The sequence below is a fragment of the Cellulomonas sp. NPDC089187 genome, assembly GCF_040685135.1.
Lineage (GTDB): Bacteria > Actinomycetota > Actinomycetes > Actinomycetales > Cellulomonadaceae > Cellulomonas.
Map to the genome: position 1 here is coordinate 63,885 of NZ_JBFBHI010000005.1, position 16,664 is coordinate 80,548.

General features: G+C 72.0%; 14 protein-coding genes. 1 reads left to right on the forward strand and 13 read right to left on the reverse strand.

Annotation, left to right across the window (positions count from 1 at the left end):
- Window positions 1-40: 40 nt before the first annotated feature.
- Both pulA and AB0N78_RS14410 read right to left on the reverse strand, forming a co-directional pair.
- A complete protein-coding gene (gene pulA, locus AB0N78_RS14405) occupies window positions 41-3,781 on the reverse strand; it encodes a pullulanase-type alpha-1,6-glucosidase (protein ID WP_363391652.1) in 3,741 nt (1,246 codons plus the stop codon).
- A 163-nt stretch (window positions 3,782-3,944) separates the two neighbouring features.
- The gene (locus AB0N78_RS14410; RefSeq protein ID WP_363391655.1) at window positions 3,945-4,163 is read right to left on the reverse strand and encodes a hypothetical protein; all 219 of its coding nucleotides are present in this window, start codon (window positions 4,161-4,163) and stop codon (window positions 3,945-3,947) included.
- Between the two features lie 75 nt (window positions 4,164-4,238).
- Between AB0N78_RS14410 and AB0N78_RS14415 the strand changes: the two genes are divergently transcribed.
- The gene (locus AB0N78_RS14415) at window positions 4,239-4,622 is read left to right on the forward strand and encodes a hypothetical protein (protein ID WP_363391658.1); all 384 of its coding nucleotides are present in this window, start codon (window positions 4,239-4,241) and stop codon (window positions 4,620-4,622) included.
- On the opposite strand, the gene AB0N78_RS14420 is transcribed toward AB0N78_RS14415, so the two are convergent.
- The 11 genes from AB0N78_RS14420 to AB0N78_RS14470 all read right to left on the reverse strand — a co-directional run bounded on the left by AB0N78_RS14420 (window position 4,619) and on the right by AB0N78_RS14470 (window position 16,577).
- Complete coding sequence (locus AB0N78_RS14420; RefSeq protein ID WP_363391661.1) at window positions 4,619-6,025, reverse strand: nucleotide pyrophosphatase/phosphodiesterase family protein; 1,407 nt, start codon at window positions 6,023-6,025, stop codon at window positions 4,619-4,621. The genes AB0N78_RS14415 and AB0N78_RS14420 overlap by 4 nt on opposite strands.
- Window positions 6,026-6,143: 118 nt before the next feature.
- Window positions 6,144-7,349, reverse strand: a complete 1,206-nt coding sequence (eboE, locus tag AB0N78_RS14425) for a metabolite traffic protein EboE (protein ID WP_363391663.1) — start codon at window positions 7,347-7,349, stop codon at window positions 6,144-6,146.
- Complete coding sequence (locus AB0N78_RS14430) at window positions 7,346-8,215, reverse strand: TatD family hydrolase (protein ID WP_363391666.1); 870 nt, start codon at window positions 8,213-8,215, stop codon at window positions 7,346-7,348. Before AB0N78_RS14430 ends, eboE begins: the two co-directional genes overlap by 4 nt.
- On the reverse strand, window positions 8,215-8,943 hold the full coding sequence (locus tag AB0N78_RS14435; protein WP_363391669.1) for an EboA domain-containing protein: 729 nt from the start codon (window positions 8,941-8,943) through the stop codon (window positions 8,215-8,217). The genes AB0N78_RS14430 and AB0N78_RS14435 overlap by 1 nt, the downstream gene beginning before the upstream one ends.
- Window positions 8,944-8,985: 42 nt before the next feature.
- On the reverse strand, window positions 8,986-9,831 hold the full coding sequence (locus AB0N78_RS14440; protein ID WP_363391672.1) for a sugar phosphate isomerase/epimerase family protein: 846 nt from the start codon (window positions 9,829-9,831) through the stop codon (window positions 8,986-8,988).
- Window positions 9,828-10,832, reverse strand: coding sequence for an SCO3242 family prenyltransferase (locus AB0N78_RS14445; RefSeq protein ID WP_363391675.1), 1,005 nt, complete (start codon window positions 10,830-10,832; stop codon window positions 9,828-9,830). The genes AB0N78_RS14440 and AB0N78_RS14445 overlap by 4 nt, the downstream gene beginning before the upstream one ends.
- Complete coding sequence (locus AB0N78_RS14450; RefSeq protein WP_363391678.1) at window positions 10,829-11,992, reverse strand: inositol-3-phosphate synthase; 1,164 nt, start codon at window positions 11,990-11,992, stop codon at window positions 10,829-10,831. Before AB0N78_RS14450 ends, AB0N78_RS14445 begins: the two co-directional genes overlap by 4 nt.
- A complete protein-coding gene (locus AB0N78_RS14455) occupies window positions 11,989-12,996 on the reverse strand; it encodes a sugar phosphate isomerase/epimerase family protein (RefSeq protein WP_363391681.1) in 1,008 nt (335 codons plus the stop codon). The genes AB0N78_RS14450 and AB0N78_RS14455 overlap by 4 nt, the downstream gene beginning before the upstream one ends.
- A gap of 38 nt (window positions 12,997-13,034) precedes the next feature.
- Window positions 13,035-14,090 (reverse strand): DUF916 domain-containing protein, encoded by a 1,056-nt coding sequence (locus AB0N78_RS14460; protein WP_363391684.1) that lies wholly within the window; start codon window positions 14,088-14,090, stop codon window positions 13,035-13,037.
- Window positions 14,091-14,283: 193 nt separating this feature from the next.
- The gene (locus tag AB0N78_RS14465; RefSeq protein ID WP_363391687.1) at window positions 14,284-15,561 is read right to left on the reverse strand and encodes a hypothetical protein; all 1,278 of its coding nucleotides are present in this window, start codon (window positions 15,559-15,561) and stop codon (window positions 14,284-14,286) included.
- A 17-nt stretch (window positions 15,562-15,578) separates the two neighbouring features.
- On the reverse strand, window positions 15,579-16,577 hold the full coding sequence (locus AB0N78_RS14470) for a sugar phosphate isomerase/epimerase (RefSeq protein WP_363391690.1): 999 nt from the start codon (window positions 16,575-16,577) through the stop codon (window positions 15,579-15,581).
- Window positions 16,578-16,664: the final 87 nt, after the last annotated feature.

A 16,664-nucleotide genomic window follows, 5' to 3' on the forward strand; every position in this document is an offset into this window, starting at 1 on the left:
CCGCGCTGCGGGCTCCGGCGACCAGGCCCGCAGCGCCGGTTCAGTTGTGCTGTCGCCCGCGGAGGTACACCCGTCGAGCCACTACTCCTCCGGCCAGCAGGGCCACCGCCGCGACGAGCAGGGCTGCGATCCCGGCACCGGTGGTGGCCAATGCACCCGGCCGGGCAGTGCTCGGGGCCGCGGTGGTGTCGCTGTCGTCGTCGCCGGCCACGGCTGCCAGCACGGTCAGCCCCGCGCTCGCTTGCACGGGCCCGGCCACTGCACGGACGGTGTGCGCGCCCGGGGCGGTGTCGGCGGGGATGATGATGCGGGCGGTGAAAGCACCGGTGGAATCGGCGGTGACGGTGTCCAGCAGCACGGGCTCGGAGTTCAGCCAGAGCTCGACCGGGCCCGAGGGGAACTGCGCACCGGTGACGGTGATCGGGTCACCGGGGTGCACCTGGTCGGCGGACAGGGCGAGGGTGGGCGTGGTGGTCGACGATCCCTGCGCCTCCGTGAGCACCGCGACGGTGCGGGCGGGAACGGTGACGGTGCCGCGGGCCGAGTCCCAGGTGGTGTCACGGACCACCGGGTCAGCACCGTTGGCCTGGATGTCGGAGAGGGTCAGAGTGCGACCGGCCAGACCGCCGACGGTCTCAGTGATCGGCGCGCCGGTGGTGTTGAAGACGACCAGCAGACCGTCCAGCTCCGGATCGGCCTCGGTGCCAACCGTGTCATCGATCCGCATCACGATCACGCCGGGGGTGGCCTCGCTGCCGGAGCCCGGGAAGCTGAGCTTCGCCTGGATCTGGGCAGCGTCGCCGAGCCGGAACAGCGGGGTGGAGTGCCGCAGCCGGAGCAGGTCCTGGGCGGCGGCGGTCGCGGCGGCAATGTCCTCGGGTGCGGGGGTCAGGGCGGTGTCGGCCAGCAGCGGTCCCTGCACGGACCAGAACTCGCCGTTCTTCTCCTCGGGCGGGAGTCCGACACCGTAGTTGTTGCCCTGGCCAGTCCAGTCGATGGCGTTGAAGTGATCGCCGGAGTTGTAGGAGTCACGGTCCAGGGACTTGCTGCGCAGCAGGTCGGTGCCCGCATGCCAAAAGCTGACCGACTGGGACAGCGTGGCGGTGGCCAGCGACAGGGTGTTCATCCGCACCCGGTCCGCCATCGGCAGGTCCGCGGGCAGCTTGGTGGTGAGCACGTCGAAGAGGGTCTCGTTGTCGTGGGCGTCCACATAGGAGACCACCTCCTCCGGAGACTCGGCGTAGCCGGCCGGGGCACCGTTGTAGTCGATCTGTTGCCCGGTGCGGACCGTGCCATCGGCAGTCGTGAAGCTGAAGTCCCGCAGGTTCCCGGCCAGGCCGAGTCGGACCAGGTCGGTGGCGTGGGCCAGATCCGCGAACTCCTCCGCCGACCCGTCCTGCACGGTGGAATCGTCGCCGATCTGCGCCTGGCGACCGTTGGGGTCAGTGGCCAGTCCGGTGCCGAAGCCCTGCTCGAACAGGGAGCCGCCGTTCACCGGGGAGCCACCACGCACGGCGTCACGCAGCCGGTCGGAGAAGGTGCCGATCCCGGTGCCGTCCAGTTGACCCTGGGTGGCCTGGGTGAAGAGCGCGTTGCCACTGACCTCCCCGAAGTCCCAGCCCTCGCCGTAGAGGTAGATCGACCGGCCGTCCACGCCGTCCTTGGCCAGGGTCAGCTCGTCCAGCGCCGCCCGAACCGCCTCCATATTCTCCCGGGAGTGGTGGCCCATCAGGTCGAAGCGGAAGCCGTCCACGTGGTAGTCGCGGGCCCAGGTGACCACCGAGTCGACCATCAGCTTCTGCGCCATCGCGTTCTCGGTGGCGAGGTTCTGGCAGCAGGTCGAGGTCTCGATGGCACCGGCGGAGGTCAGCCGGTGGTAGTAGCCGGGCACCACCTTGTCCAGCACGGACTTGTCGTCCTGTCCGGCGGCGGCGGTGTGGTTGAAGACCTGGTCCAGCACCACCTGGAGGCCCGCCGCATGCAGGCCGCCGACCATGGAGCGGAACTCGGCCACCCGCGCGCCACCGTCCTGGTTCCCGGTGGTGGCGTAGGAGCCCTCGGGGGCGAAGAAGTGGAACGGGTCGTAGCCCCAGTTGAAGGCGTCGGCGTCCTTGATCGCGTTCACCGCGTCCTGCTGCGCCCGGGAGTCGGGGGCGTACCCGGACAGATCGCCGGTGGTGGCCTGGAGCGACCGGTCCTCCTCGATGCTGGCGATGTCGAAGGTGGGCAGCAGGTGGACGGTGGTCAGCCCGGCATCGGCGAGGTCGCGCAGATGCCGCATGCCGTCGGAATCCTGCTGGGTGAACGCCAGGTAGGTGCCGCGTTCGGCCTCCGGCACGGTGCTGTCGTCGACGGAGAAGTCCCGGACGTGCAGCTCGTAGATGGTGTGGTCGACGGCGTTCTCCACCACCGGTGCCGGGGTGTCCGCCCACAGTGCGGGCCGGTAGGTCGGGTCGTCCAGGTCCACCAGGACGGAGCGCTCGGAGTTCAGGGTGAGGGCCACCGAGTATGGGTCGGTGACCAGGTTGTGCTCGACGGTGCGGGTGCTGGGGACGTAGACCTCGACGTCGTAGCGGTAGGTCAGGCCGTTCCAGGACGGGTCCCCAGTGACGGACCAGGTGCCGTCGGCGGCGCGGGTCATCGGCACCGGGCCGGTCTGGAGGTCGAGGGCGACGGACTTCGCGGTGGGTGCCCACAGCCGCAGGGTCGGCACGCCGCCAGCCCAGGTGATCCCGAGCGGCTGCTCACTGGTGAACAGCGCGTCCAGCACGCCGGCGATCTGCACGCCGGTGCTGTACTCGACTGCGTCCGGGCCGGTGCGGGTCAGGCGCAGCTCGCCGCTGAGCAGTGCGGCGACATCCAATCCCTCCGGCAGGGTCAGCGCCCGGTACCCGGCGACGTGCGGGGTCCCGGACGGGATCGGGTCGGATTGGACGGTCAGCGGGATCGACTGCCCGTCGGCGGGCACGCTCACCCCGGAGTCGGCGACCACGATGCCGCCGGTCGGTGCCGCGTGCAGCTCCCAGCCACTGTCACCCGCACCGGGCGGGACCGCCAGTGTCCGGGCGTCCAGCCAGTACGCGGTGGAGCCCGATCCGGGCACGGAGCCGTCGACGTCCACAGTGAACTCCCCGGTGTCGAGGTCGAGCGTGAAGACGGTCAGCGAACCGTCGCGGGGCACCTCGAAGCCGAGGTTGCTGGCCGGGTACGCCTGGTCCCAACTGCCCGCCACCACGGCCTTAGTCTGGTAGCTGCCCGCGGCCAGTCGGTCGGTGCGCAACTCGTAGGTGCCCTCCGCGGTGGGGGCGAGCCAGCTGCCGACGCAGGTTGGGTCCCACGTGACGGTGCAGCCGAGCTGGGTCTGGAAGTCCCCGGCGGCGACCACGCTCAGTGCCCCGCCCTCGGTGAGCTGCCCAGCGGCGTGCGAGCCGTCGTCATAGCGGAAGGTCACCTGCTGCTCGGTGGGCAGGGTGAAGGAGATGTTGCCGCCGTCGGCGGTGCCGTAGGACTCGGTCCAGGAATGGTCGATGACCACCTTGTACTCGTAGTCCCCCGCGGGCAGCGTGAACGTGCCGGAGGAGACAGTGCCGGTGCGCTCGGTCAGGTCGGTGGCGGTGCAGGTCTCGTCCCACTCCGCGCAGCCCAACGCCGGGCCGAGGGTGCCCGCCAGCGACACGCTCACCCCCCGCGGCGGTTCAGCCGCGGTGGCGGGCAGCACCAGTCCGGTGCCGATCATCGCCAGGGCGGCCAGCAGGGCGAGCATGCGTCGGGCGTGCGCCACATCGACTCCTTCGTCGCGGGGGGATTTCCCGGGACGCTAGCCAGGTCCGGAATGTCCGCACAAGGGGCGTTACATCATCGGATGATTCGGGGCGAAATCATCACGGGGATTTCCGGAAATGGCGCGGTTCCGTTGCAGGCGGCGGGCCTCTTTTTCGGGTGCGTCACCGTCGGCGGCGACGGAGAACCCCCACGGTGACGACGACGGCGAGCAGCACGGCCAGGGCGGTCCCGGCGGCCAGCCCCAGCAGGAAGCCGATCACCCCGGTCACCCATCGCAGACCCAGGATCCCGCCACCGATCACCAGCACGACGAGGGACAGCCCGAGCGCGACCTCGATCAGGCCCTGGGCCAGGTCCCGACCGACACGGCGGGCGTTCATCGGACCAGGGTCATCGTCCAGCGACATCCGCTGCACACTAGTTCTTTCCCCGACAACCGACGGAGTGTGGATCACATGGACGTGGCACTGCGCGAGGCACTGGCACAGGGCGAGGACGAGGCCGCGCTGGAACTGTTGCGCGCCCACGACTCACCTGAGGACACCGAGCTCGCGACCCTGCTGCTGGGCGTGATCGTCGACCCGACACGGGACGACCTACTGCGGCAGGAGGCGATCATCGTGGTCGCGCTCTCCGACGCACCGGTCGACTCGGGTGCCGTCGTCGACGCCTTCCTCACCGCGGCCGAGGACGACTCCTGGTGGCCGACCCAGGTGGAGGGGTTGGAGCGCCTGGGCGGACGTCCGCTCGACAATGCCGCGCGGGATCGGGTGCGGGCGATCGCGGAGGACGACAGCCAGTTCGAGCTGGTGCGGGAGTCGGCGCGGCGGCTGCTCTAGTCGACCAGCGCCCCCAATCCCTGCAACTCCAGGACCGCCGCCTTCACCGCCGCCGCCGGCACTCCCCCGGAGGCCAGGTGCCTGGCCACGGTCGGCGGCACCTGCGCATCCGAGCACAGGATCACCGGGGCATCCGCGGTGGACTCCGGCAGTCGTCCGTGGGTGCCCCGCACGCAGCTCGGGTCCAGCGGGGTGGTGGTCATCGCGTAGCGCAGGCCGAGACTCTTGCGGACCAGGTTGAGTCCGGCGCGGGCCTTGGCGGTGCGGTCGGCCGGGTCGAAGAACAGCTCCGCGGGGTCGTAGCCGGGCTTGCGGTGGATGTCGACGCCGCGGGCGTAGTCGGGTGCCCGGTCCTCGTCGAGCCAGAAGTAGTAGGTGAACCACGCGCCTGGTTGGGCGACCAGGACCAGCTCCCCCGCGTTCGGGTGGTCCAGGCCGTGGCCCGCCTGGGCGGCGCGGTCCAGCACCAGGTCGACGCCGGGCAGGTCCCGCAGCAGCGCGCTGACCCGGGGCAGATCGTCAGGGTTCTGGACGTAGACGTGCGCAACCTGGTGGTCGGCCACCGCGAATGCGCGCGAGGTCCACGGGTCGAGCTGCTCGCGTCCGTCCTGGACGTAAACCTCCAACAGCCCAGCGGAGCGGAGCAGGCGGTTGACGTCGACCGGGGTGGTGGCCGGTTCGATGCCGTACTCGGAGACCACCAGGACAGTCATGCCCCGGGCCTCGGCGTCGTCCAGCAGCGGGGCCAGGGCGGCATCCAGCTCCGCGGCGGCGGCATCGGCACGCGGGTCGAGCGGTCCGAAGCGTTGCAGGTCGTAGTCCAGATGCGGCAGGTAGGCCATGGTCAGCGCGTCATCCCGGGTGGCTAGCAGATGCCGGGTGGCATCGACGATCCACCGGGTGGAGACGATGGACGCGGTCGGGCCCCAGTACTGGAACAGCGGGAAGTCGCCGAGGCGGTCGGTCAGCTCGTCATGCAGCTCCGGCGGACGGATGTAGGCGTCCGGGGATTTGCGACCGTCCGCGTGGTAGATCGGGCGCGGGGTGACGGTGACCTCGGTGGACATGCCCATCGCGTACCACCAGCAGATGTTCGCCGCGGTGTAGCCGGGGTCGGCGCGGCGGGCAGTTTCCCAGAGCTTCTCCCCGGTGATCAGCCGGTTGTGCTGCCGCCAGAGATGGACCTCGCCGAGTTCGCGGAAGTACCAGCCGTTGCCCACCGCCCCGTGCTGGGCCGGTGCCAGACCGGTGAGCATTGTGGACTGCACGGAGCAGGTGACGGCGGGCAGCACGGTGTCCAGCCGGGACTGCCAGCCGCCGGAGGCGAGTCGGCTCAGCCGGGGCATCTGCGCGAGGGCGCGGGGGGTCAGGCCGACAACATCGAGCAGCAGGACGGGCTTCATGCGGGGCTCCTTCGGGCGAGGTCCACGGTGAGTCGATCTGCGGTGAGGCGATCTGCGGTGGTGCGGGCCTGCCGGGTACGAGGCTGCGGGGCGCGGGCAGACGTCACGTTCCGGCCCGTCATGCGGTCCGTCGGACCCGGGTGACGTCGGGGTCGGGCACCGGGACGGGGCGTTGCGGACGGTCCGCCGCCCACAGGTCCATCGGCAGCAGGTGCTCGGTGGCCCAGCGCAGCTCGGCGGCGATACCGGCGACCAGATCGGAGGCGGCGCGGGCGGCCAACTCCTCGGGCAGCACCGCCCAGGTGTAGGTCTCCACATCCAGGTGTGCCTCGTCCCCGTACGGAGTGCGGGCCACGGCGCCGACGGCGGACCGCAGCACCTGGGTGGTGGCGGACAGCGGGGCGGCGGGGCGGGCGTGCAGGGGGACGTGCACATGCACTCGCCAGGGCCCTGCGGCGGGCAGGGTGTCCAGCGCCTCGGGCAGGTCATCGACCCGGAGCACGCCATCCGGACCCTGCTCGCGGGTCTGGTGCAGGTAGCGACGTTCGGCGAACCGGGCCACTGCGGCGCGAGCCACCGGGTCGGCGGGGTCGTCGACGTGCAGCGCCGCCGATGCCTGGATCTTCACCACTCGGAGTCCGGCATCCCGGACCCGGCGCACCGCGGCCACCGGGTCGGCGAAGGAGGTCGCCAGGTGGCAGGTGTCCAGGCACAGGCCGACGTACTCGGGATCGATGAGGTCACCGCGGGCGGACAGCCAGTCGACCACGTCATCCACCGTGTCCAGGATGCAGCCCGGCTCCGGCTCGATGGCCAAGCGGACGGTGCGAGGCAGCGCGCGCAGCGCCGCGCTCACCTCAGCGAGTGCGGCGGTAGCGGCGTCGTCGTCCTCGGCGGTCCAGCTCTCCCGCCAGCCCAGGGGCAGGGTGGAGATCGACCCGGTGGCACCCTCCGGCAGCAGGTCGGCCAGCACCCGAGCGCAGGCCAGGGTGTACGCCGCGCGGGTCGGGTCGGCCCAGGTCGGGGTGTACACCGCCAGCTTCACGACCTCGGCGTGGAAGCCGCCGTACGGGAAGGCGTTCAGCGTGTGCACCGTCAGCCGCTGCTCGGCCAGCACGGTCCGCAGCCGGTCCCGGTCGGTCGCCGAGGCGTCCAGCTGGTGCGCCAGGGTGGCGGGCAGCCACAGTCCGACACCCAGGGTGTCCAGCCCGGCGGCGCGGCGGATCGGCCCCGCGTAGCGCTCCACCTGGGCGATCACCCCGTCCAGGTCCTCGGCGGGATGCACGTTGGTGCAGTAGGACAGCAGCATCGGTCGGCCCGTCATGCCCGCACGCCGCGCAACACCGAAGAACCGGCGAATTCGGCGGGCACCGGAACCGCCCCGGCGACGAATCCCGGCACCGGGTCGAGCACCAGGTTCTCCCCGAAGAACTCCACCGGATTGCGCCAGAGCACCTGGTCCACCTGGTCCTCGGTGAACCCGGCCTCCAGCATCGTCATCCCGGTGCGCCAGGTCTTGAGCGGGTCCGAGCGGCCCCAGTCGGCGGCGGAGTTCACGATCATCCGGTCCAGGCCGTACTCGCGCAGGATCGCCACCATGCGGACCTCGTCCATCTTGGTGTCCGGGTAGATGGAGAACCCCGCCCAGGCACCCGCGTCCCGGACCAGCCCGACGGTGGTCTCGTTCAGGTGATCGACCAGCACCCGCTCCGGGGCCAACCCGGCCTCCCGGACCACATCCAGGGTGCGGCGGGTGCCCGCGAGCTTGTCCCGGTGCGGGGTGTGCACCAGCGCGGGGAGCTGCGCGTCGAGGGCCATCGCCACCTGGGCGGAGAACACCTGGTCCTCCTCCGGGGTCATCGCGTCATAGCCCAACTCCCCCACCGCGACCACGCCCTCCTTGGTGAGGTAGCGCGGGATGACCTCCAGCACCTCCCGGCAGCGCGGGTCATTCGCCTCCTTGGGGTTCAGTCCGATGGTGGCGTGGTGCCGGATGCCGAACTGCGCCGCCCGGAACCGTTCCCAGCCGATCAGCGAGTCGAAGTAGTCGACGAACGAGCCGACGCTGGTGCGCGGTTGGCCCAACCAGAACGCGGGTTCGACCACGGCCCGGACTCCCGCGGCGTACAGCGCCTCGTAGTCGTCGGTGGTGCGGCTGGTCATGTGGATGTGCGGGTCGAGGATGCGCATCAGGACTCCTTACGCGGCCCGGCGATCCGGGCGAGGTCATCGGGGACAGTGCGCCCGGCGGCGCGGCGTTCGGCGGCCAGATCACCGGCCATCCGGGCCAGCTCGGCATCGGCGCGCTGGTCGAGGGCGGAGACGGCATCGAGGCTGACCTGCTGGAACACCAGCTTCACCACCGCATGCCGCCAGGTGTGCTGGTCCAGGTGTGCCGCGCCGAAGGGTCCGGTGGCGGCGGCCACCAGCGAGGGGTCATTGGTGCGCAGGGCATCGGCGGCCAGGTCCCGGCCGACCGCGATCAGCTCCGGCGGCAACGGTCCGCGCACCGTCAGTGCGTCCAATCCGCGCAGGACGCCCCGGCGCTCGCCGGTATCGCCCTCCCGGTACCGAGTGATCAGCGCGGCGGCCAGGTCGGATGCGGGCAGATCGGCGTCATGGACCGCCACCACCAGTGCGGCGCGTGCCGCATCGGCGACCGTGCCGTGGGCGACTCCACCGGGGTCGGTGTCCGGGCGCAGCGGGGCGCGGGAGGTGCGGCGGGCGGCAAGCGCGAACGGGGCGGCCAGTGCCGACGGGGTGAGGTGCACCGTCGCGACGGCGTCGGCGAGCCACCCGGTGGGCGGGGCGAGGGCGGCGGCAGCGGCGGGGGTGGCCGGTGCCGGGCCGGGGCGTGGTGCACCGGTGCGGGCGGGGTCGGGGGTGGTGCGGGTCGGGGACGGCGTCGTCGGCGTCATGGCTGCTCCTGGGGTGTGGGAGGGAGTGAGACCGGAGCCAGCTCAGGGCGGCGTGCGGATCGGTGACCGTCGTGCGGCGGTGAGCGCGGCGTGACTGTGCGCGAGCTGGTGCGGCGCATCCCACGAGTGCCGGGGCAGCTCCACCGAGACCACCCCGCCGAATCCGGTGCGGTCGAGGGCCGCGAGCGCCGCGGGCAGGTCCAGATCGCCCTCACCGAATGGTCGGTGCTCGTGGTGGGTGCGGGGCATGTCGTCGATCTGGACGTGGGCCAGCACCGGGGCGGCGTCAGCGAGCGCCCCGTCCACCCCGCCGGGTTCGACCACCAGGCAGTGTCCGATGTCCACCGTCAGGCCCAGCGTCGCCGGGTCGCCGAGGTCGGCGCGCAGGGCGAGTGCGTCTCCGACGGTCTCGATCAGCATGCCGGGCTCCGGCTCCAGGGCCAGGCGTACACCGTGGTCCGCGGCGGCCTCCAGCAGCGGCCCGAGCCGGTCGAGCAGCCGGTGCCGGCCCGTCCCGGGGTCGGTGTCGGGGCCGAGCACGCCGGAGAAGAACTGCACGGTGTCCGCCCCCAGCTGCTCGGCCACCTGCATCGCGCGGCGCAGGTAGGCGACCCGGGGTGCGGCGTCGGCGTCCACCAGGGCGGGGGCGTGCTTGCGGCGGGGGTCGAGCAGGAACCGGGTGCCGGTCTCCACCACCACCCGCAGACCGTCCTCGGCCAGCCGACGGCGCAGTCGACGGAGCTCGGCCGGTCCGGCCCACGGGTCCAGGTGCGGGAATCCGAGCGTCAGGGCGACCGCGCCGTAGCCGTGATCGGCGATCAGGTCGAGGGCCTGCGGCAGCGGGTGGTCGCCCAGCCCGTTCGTGCCGTAGCCCAGCGTCCAGGTCATGTCTCGCTCACCGCCCGGGGCCGACGGCGCAGCACCGCCGCAGCGAGGCCGATGACACCGATGACAGCCGCGCTGACCGGGGAGCCGGAACGCGCGGACCGGGCGGCCTGTAACGGGATCATCGCCCGGATGCCCGCACCGGTGGCGGCCCGTGCGCGGGCGGCGGATGGCTCCCGCACCGCGGCGACCTGCGCCGGGAGGACGGTGGCGGCGTACCCGGCGGCAGTGACCAGCGTCGCCCCGAACGCCCACGGGCGGGGTGATGCGGCAGGGTCGGGACGGCGGGCGGGGACAACCGTGGCGGCGAGCACGGCGGCGGTGGCTGCCAGCGTGCCCCGAGCGACCCCCGCCGTCGTCCCGTGCACCTCGCCGCGGGACAGCCAGGTGACCCCGGCGGTGTGCGCGGCCAGGGCGAGCGCGGTGGGTGTGGCCGGGCGCAGCTGCCCGAGTCCGGCCCCCATCAACACGTCGAGTCCGCGGCAGGCGGCCATCGCCACCGGACCGGCGGGGGTCTCCTTCAGCACAGCGTCGTACAGCCAGACCCCGACGGCCAGCGGTGCGGCCACCGTCAGGGAGCGGGCACCGCCGCCGAGCGCAGCCAGGGCGAGCCCGGCGGCACCGAGTCCCCCGGCGACGATCAGTGCCCGACGTGGGGTGATCCGACCGGAGGGGATCGGGCGCTCCGGGCGCTCGGTCGCGTCCAGTTCCCGGTCGGCCCAGTCGTTGAGGGCCATGCCACCGGAGTACAGGCCGGCCGAGGCCAGTGGGAGCAGCGCACGGCGTACGGTCCACGGGTGACCGGCGGCAGCGGACCCAGCAAGGGTGTCGCCGAGGACGGTGAGCACGGCGGGGGCACGCACCAGTTCCAGGTAGTCGCCGACGGTCGAGTGGGAGGGCAGAGGGTGGTCCCTGCCCACCGAGCGGGGGTGTGCCACGCCGGACGGAACCCGGGCGGTGGGCGCACCACCGGGCTCTGCCAGGGTGCCGAGCGTCGCCGTCACAGCCCCGCCGCCGTCCGCTCCGCCGAGGTACGCAGCACCCCGGCCTGCTCCGCTGCTGTCCGCTCTGCCCACGCGCGCAGCGCCCCGGCCTGCTCCGCCGCCCCGTGCACCTCGCTGCCCCAGGGGTTCTTGAAGAAGAAGCCCAGCTCCGGCACCACCCCGGCCAGCCCGGCGGCGTCGGCCAGCGCGAGCAGCCGGGTCAGATCCAGCACCATCGGCGCGGCCAGCATGGAGTCGTAGGCACTCCACGTGGTTTGCAGCGTGATCCGGGAGCCGAGGAAGCCCTGCACGTGCACGTGGTCCCAGGCCACCTTGATGTCGCCCAGGTCGGGCACGTTGTCGATGTGCAGGGGTGTGACGTCTGAGCCGGTCAGGTCGCGCAGGCCGCGGGTCTTGGAGGCCAGCTTGGAGCGCACCGCCTCGGGGTCAGCCAGCGTGGCACCGTCCCCACCGCCGAGCAGGTTGGCCCCGGCCCAGGAGAGCACCCGCAGCCCCCGGTCGGTGAACGCAGGGGCGAGCACGGTGCGCAGCCAGGTCTGCCCCGTCTTACCGTCCTGCCCGGCCACCGGCACCCCGGACTCCCGGGCCAGTTCCAGCAGGGGGGCCATCCCGGTGGACGGGGTGAAGCAGGCGTAGGGGCTCTGCGCGAGCAGGGCGGCCCAGGCGGCGACCGACGACGGGGGCAGCACCACCCGGTCCGGTTCGGTGAGCGCCTCCACACTGAAGTCGGTGGTGTCGACGGGCGGTTCGGTGGAGGACAGGTCGATCACCACCACCCGGGTCAGGCCGTGGCGCTCTCGGAAGTCCAGGATGTCGGCGGCCAGGCGTTCGGCCTCTTGCTGCTGGGAACGACCGGACGGCAGGCTGGCGTAGCCGGGGCGGACCTCGGCGTCGGCGAGTTCCAGATCGTCACGGGTGGCGGCGAGCAGCGCGGCGGGGATCATCCCGGCGTCCACCAGGGTCTCGGCGCGTTTGGTCAGGGAGACGTGGCTGACGTCGTGGCCGCCGACCACGATCTCGTCCCAGTCCGGCAGCCCGGCCCAGCCGGCGGTGATGCAGCCCTCCGCACCGGAGTGTCCCCGGGCCAGGGCAGCCAGGCCGAGCACGGCGGTGGTGGCGACCGAGCCCCGGGCACCGATCAGCCACAGTCCGGTGCTCACGCCTCCTCCCGGGTGGAGAAGGCCGCGTCGAAGGCGGCATCGGGTGCGTCGAAGGCCAGCGACCGGACGAACTCGAGCGCCTGCGGGGCACCGAGCAGCCGGTCCATCCCGGCGTCCTCCCACTCGACGGAGATCGGGCCGTCATAGCCGATGGCGTTCAGGGTGCGGAAGGCGTCCTCCCAGGGGACGTCGCCGTGGCCGGTGGAGATGAAGTCCCAGCCCCGGCGCGGGTCCGCCCAGGGCAGATGCGAGCTCAGCCGACCGTTGCGCCCGTTCCCCATCCGCTTGCGGGTGTCCTTGCAATCCACGTGGTAGATCCGGTCCTGGAAGTCCCACAGGAAGGCGACCGGGTCCAGGTCCTGCCAGACCATGTGGCTGGGGTCCCAGTTGAGACCGAAGGCCTCGCGGTGACCGATGGCCTCCAGGGTGCGCACGGTGGTCCAGTAGTCGTAGGCGATCTCGCTGGGATGCACCTCGTGCGCGAAGCGGACCCCGACCTCGTCGAAGACGTCCAGGATCGGGTTCCACCGGTCGGCGAAGTCCTGGTACCCGGCCTCGATGGTCTCCGCGCGCACCGGCGGGAACATCGCCACGTACTTCCAGATCGCCGAGCCAGTGAAGCCGACCACGGTGTCGACACCGAGCTTCGCGGCCAACCGGGCGGTGTGCTTCAGCTCCTCGGCGGCGCGCTGTCGCACCCCCTCCGGGTCGCCGTCGCCCCACACCCGCGGCGAGAGCATGTCCTGGTGGCGCTGGTCGATGGGGTCGTCGCAGACCGCCTGACCCTTGAGGTGATTGGAGATCGCCCAGGCCTTCAGACCGTGGCGGTCCAGGATGTCGCGCCGGGACTGCACGTACTCCTCGTCATCCCACCGCCACGGGTCCAGGTGGTCGCCCCAGCAGGCGATCTCCAGGCCGTCGTAGCCCCACCCGGACGCCAGCTCGGCGACCTTCTCGAACGGGAGATCGGCCCACTGGCCGGTGAACAGGGTGATCGGTCGCATGTCTTCTCCTGTGAAGCGGAAGCGGAAGCGGAAGCGGGTCAGGCGGTGCGCGGCGGGATGGTGCCCGTGGGCGGGGTGCCGGAGCTCAACGCGGCGGCGACGGCGGCATCCACCGCGCGCTGCTGGGCGGCCTTGCGGCGTCGACCGACACCGGAACGCCAGACGATCACTGCCACGATCAGCAGCAGCGCGGCCAGCCAGGTCCACGGGATCGCCCAGGCGCTGGCGGAGGCGCTGGCGGTGGGCACGACAACGTCCTCGGCTGTGGCACCGGGGAGCGCCACGACCTCGCCGCCGACGCTGATCTGCGCGCTGGCCAGCAGCAGCGGCCAGACCTCCTCCAGGGTGGCGGTGCGTTGGACGGTGGCACCGGGGATCAGCTCGGGCAGTTCCAGTTCTGCGGCGGATGTCGAGCCCCAACCGAAGGGGCCGCCGACGCTGACGGTCTCCCCCGGAGCGATCCGCGCGTTGCCGGTGTTGGTCACGGCGAAGCTGACGGTGGCAGTGCCCGGGGCCAGCGGGTTGGCACCGGCGCTGAGGTAGCTGACCTGGACGTCGTCGACGGTGAGGGCTGGGGCCAGATCACCGGTCACCCGCAGGTGGAGCCGGGAGCCGAGTCGGCGGTCGACGGTGACCCCCTCGGCGTTGTCTACCCGGAGCGTGGACACCACTCCCCCGGCGTAGTCGCCGGGCTGGGCGTCGGCCGGGACGGTGAGGGTGAACGGCACCTCCACCGACTCCCCCGCGGGGACGGCGACCGGGCTGCTCGCGGCGGTGGTCCAGGCTCCGACGGCCTGCGACTCCTCACCGGCGGGCAGCAGGTCCAGCGTGCCGTCGGCGGTGAGGAAGCCGTCCGCGGCGTAGACGTCCAGGGTCAACGGCTCCGCACCGCGATTGGTGACGACGATGGCGTCGGTGAGGGTGCCGCCGGGCGGGAGTCGATAGGCGAAGTTGGGTCGATCGGTGCCGTGCACGGTGTTGGCGGGGCGGACACCCCAGCTGACCTGGGTGTCGTCGGCCGCATGGGCACGCGGGGCGAAGGCGAAGAGTCCCGCCAGTGCCAGGGTCAGGAGAAGGATCAGAGCCCGGAGCACGACGCGGACGACGGTGCTGGACGGGACAGGGCCCGACGGGACAGGGCCCGACGGGACAGCGCCCGGGTGGAACGGACCCGCGACGTTGCGGGACGGAGTGGTCGACATGCGAACCGCCTGGATGAGGGAGTGGGCGGGGGTGGTGCCGCCGTCCCGTCCGGTGCGGACCCGGACGGGACGGCAGCGGTGCCGGTCAGCTCAGCGCGGTCAGCGTGAGCGTCGCGGTGTAGGTGCCCGACGGGGAGTCGAGCGGCAGTTGCAGGTCGAGGTCCGCACCGACCAGCGAGGAGCCACGGGCGTGACCCTCCTCGGCCGACGCCAGGGTCCGGGCCACAGACAGGCCCTCGCTCCCGTCCTCGAATCCACTCGGCACCGCCGGTCCGGCAATGGCGTCGCCCTCGTTCTCCAGCACCTCGGGCGTCCAACCCAGGTAGGAGGAGGACAGCGACTCGCCACCGGCGGCGAAGTCCGAGACCTGCGCGGTGATCGACCAGACCGGGTCACCGGCGCGGGTGTCCTGCACCCGGACCGGCACGATCTCCCCCGTGGCCTGGTAGCGGTCCTCGAGCTCCTCGGCGACACCGAGGTTCACCAGACCGTTGCCACCCTCCAGGGACCAGGTCAGCTCACCGGCCCGCTGGTCCGGCACGGTGACCGCGATGGCCTGGTCACCGGCGACGGCCTCGCCCGGCTGCTCGCCGGTGAAGTCGCCCTCCACCGACCCGGCGGTGATCCCGGTGCCGAAGGCGGCGGCCGGGTCGTTGCCGTCCAGTCGGATCGCGCCGAGGACCGTGGACTGGGCGACCCGCAGGTTCGCGGTGTTGCCGCTCAGCACCAGGTCCTTGCCGATGGTGTTGCCCCAGGCCCCCGCGGAGCCGTCGGCGTTCGCCCCGATCAGCACGTCGCGGGAGGAGCCGGTGACGGACACCGAGCCACCCACCACCGCACCGGAGACCAGCGCACCGTAGTCGGCGTCCTCGATGCTCACATCCCCGTCGACGCCGGTCCGCACCAGGTCGAAGTAGGTCGGTGCCTGGGCCAGCACACCGCCGGTGATGTCCGAGTCGGTGATCTCCACATCGACGCCGCCGGTGGCGACCGAGCCGCCCACCGTCAGGTCGTTGAGGTACAGGAAGCCGACTCGGGTATCGGAGGCGTACACGCTGATGTCACCGCCCACCGAGGTGCCGTCGATCAGCACGCCGTAAGGGTCGGTGGCCAGCACGTCGCCGGTGATGGTGGCCGAGGTGGCGTCCAGCCAGCCGTCCGCCTCGACGATGATCGACCCGTCGACGGTGGCCCCGCCGAGCACGCAGTCCGCGCCCGCCGGGACGACCAGGTCGCCGGTGATGGTCTGGTCGCCCAGATCCGTGGTGCAGTCGGTGCCGGCGGCGTGGGCCACCGGGATGCCGACCGCGGTGAGTGCGAACGTCCCGACGAGCACCGCCGGGATCGTGTACTTGCGCTTCATGGTGTCCTCTCCCCGCCTCAGCCGCGCAGTCCGGCGATGGCGTCGTAGCTCCGGGCGGCGTTGCCGAAGGAGTCGAGCGGGTGGGGCGGCACGGCAGTCGAGGACGCGTTGTCCTGCTCGTACAGCCCGAAGTGCTGGCCGCGGGTGCGCAGCTGGGACAGGAAGGACTGGTACGGCAGGTCACCGGCACCGAATTCGATGATGTCGTAGCCGTTGGCGCTGGCCTCGTTGGCCTTGCCGTCCTTCAGGTGCAGCAGCGGGTATCGCCGCGGGTTACGCAGGATGTAGTCGACCGGCTCGAAGCCGGGGTACTTGTGCTGCCCGACGTAGGCCCAGTAGATGTCCATCTCCAGGTAGACCAGGTCGGGGTCGGTGTTCTCGTAGAACACGTCGTAGAGCCGGACCGACGGGTCGACGGGGTCGAAGCGGAACTCCCCATCGTGGTTGTGCTGGTAGATCTTCATCCCGGCGGCCTTGACCTGCTCGCCCCAGCCGTTCCACTCCTCCGCGGCGGCCAGGTAGCCCTCCTTGGTGGCGGTGTTGGTCGGCGCGTTCCCGGTGCCCAGATGCGGCAGACCGAGCACGTGCGCGATCTCGATCTGATTGGCCAGGTCGGTGCGGAACAGGCTGGTGCTGACGTGGCTGCCGACGGCGCGCAGCCCGTTGTCGTCGAGCAGGGTACGGATCTCCTGGGCGGTGATCGCCCCGACATTGCCCTGGGTGTACCCGGCGAACTCGATCTCCGAGTAGCCCATGGCGGAGAGCTCCTCGAACACCCGCCGGAAGCCGACCGAGGACACCTTGTCGCGCAGGGTGTACAGCTGGATGCCGATCCGGTTGGCGGGGACGAGCTTGGCGCCACCGCGGCCGGGCGCGGGTGCGGCGGGGGTCAGTGCCCCCGCAGCTTGCGCACCGAGTGCGGTGCCGACACCGACGGCCACGGTGGACGCGGCCAGGGCCTTCATCACCGAACGACGGCTCATCGGCCGTGCCGGGATTGTCTCGTGCTGGTGCATGTCTCTCCTTCGAGACTCGCTTCGGTCCCGCGGGGGCGGGGGGCCCCCCCGCCCCCCCCGGCCCCAAGCAGCGGACCGTGTGGTGGG

Coding starts and splice junctions, on each gene's coding strand:
- AB0N78_RS14470 (WP_363391690.1), bottom strand. CDS start 16,577: ATGCACCAGCACGAGACAATCCCGGCACGGCCGATGAGCCGTCGTTCG.
- AB0N78_RS14455 (WP_363391681.1), bottom strand. CDS start 12,996: ATGCGACCGATCACCCTGTTCACCGGCCAGTGGGCCGATCTCCCGTTC.
- AB0N78_RS14435 (WP_363391669.1), bottom strand. CDS start 8,943: ATGACGCCGACGACGCCGTCCCCGACCCGCACCACCCCCGACCCCGCC.
- AB0N78_RS14465 (WP_363391687.1), bottom strand. CDS start 15,561: ATGAAGCGCAAGTACACGATCCCGGCGGTGCTCGTCGGGACGTTCGCA.
- AB0N78_RS14410 (WP_363391655.1), bottom strand. CDS start 4,163: ATGAACGCCCGCCGTGTCGGTCGGGACCTGGCCCAGGGCCTGATCGAG.
- AB0N78_RS14440 (WP_363391672.1), bottom strand. CDS start 9,831: ATGACCTGGACGCTGGGCTACGGCACGAACGGGCTGGGCGACCACCCG.
- AB0N78_RS14415 (WP_363391658.1), top strand. CDS start 4,239: ATGGACGTGGCACTGCGCGAGGCACTGGCACAGGGCGAGGACGAGGCC.
- AB0N78_RS14420 (WP_363391661.1), bottom strand. CDS start 6,025: ATGAAGCCCGTCCTGCTGCTCGATGTTGTCGGCCTGACCCCCCGCGCC.
- eboE (WP_363391663.1), bottom strand. CDS start 7,349: ATGACGGGCCGACCGATGCTGCTGTCCTACTGCACCAACGTGCATCCC.
- AB0N78_RS14430 (WP_363391666.1), bottom strand. CDS start 8,215: ATGCGCATCCTCGACCCGCACATCCACATGACCAGCCGCACCACCGAC.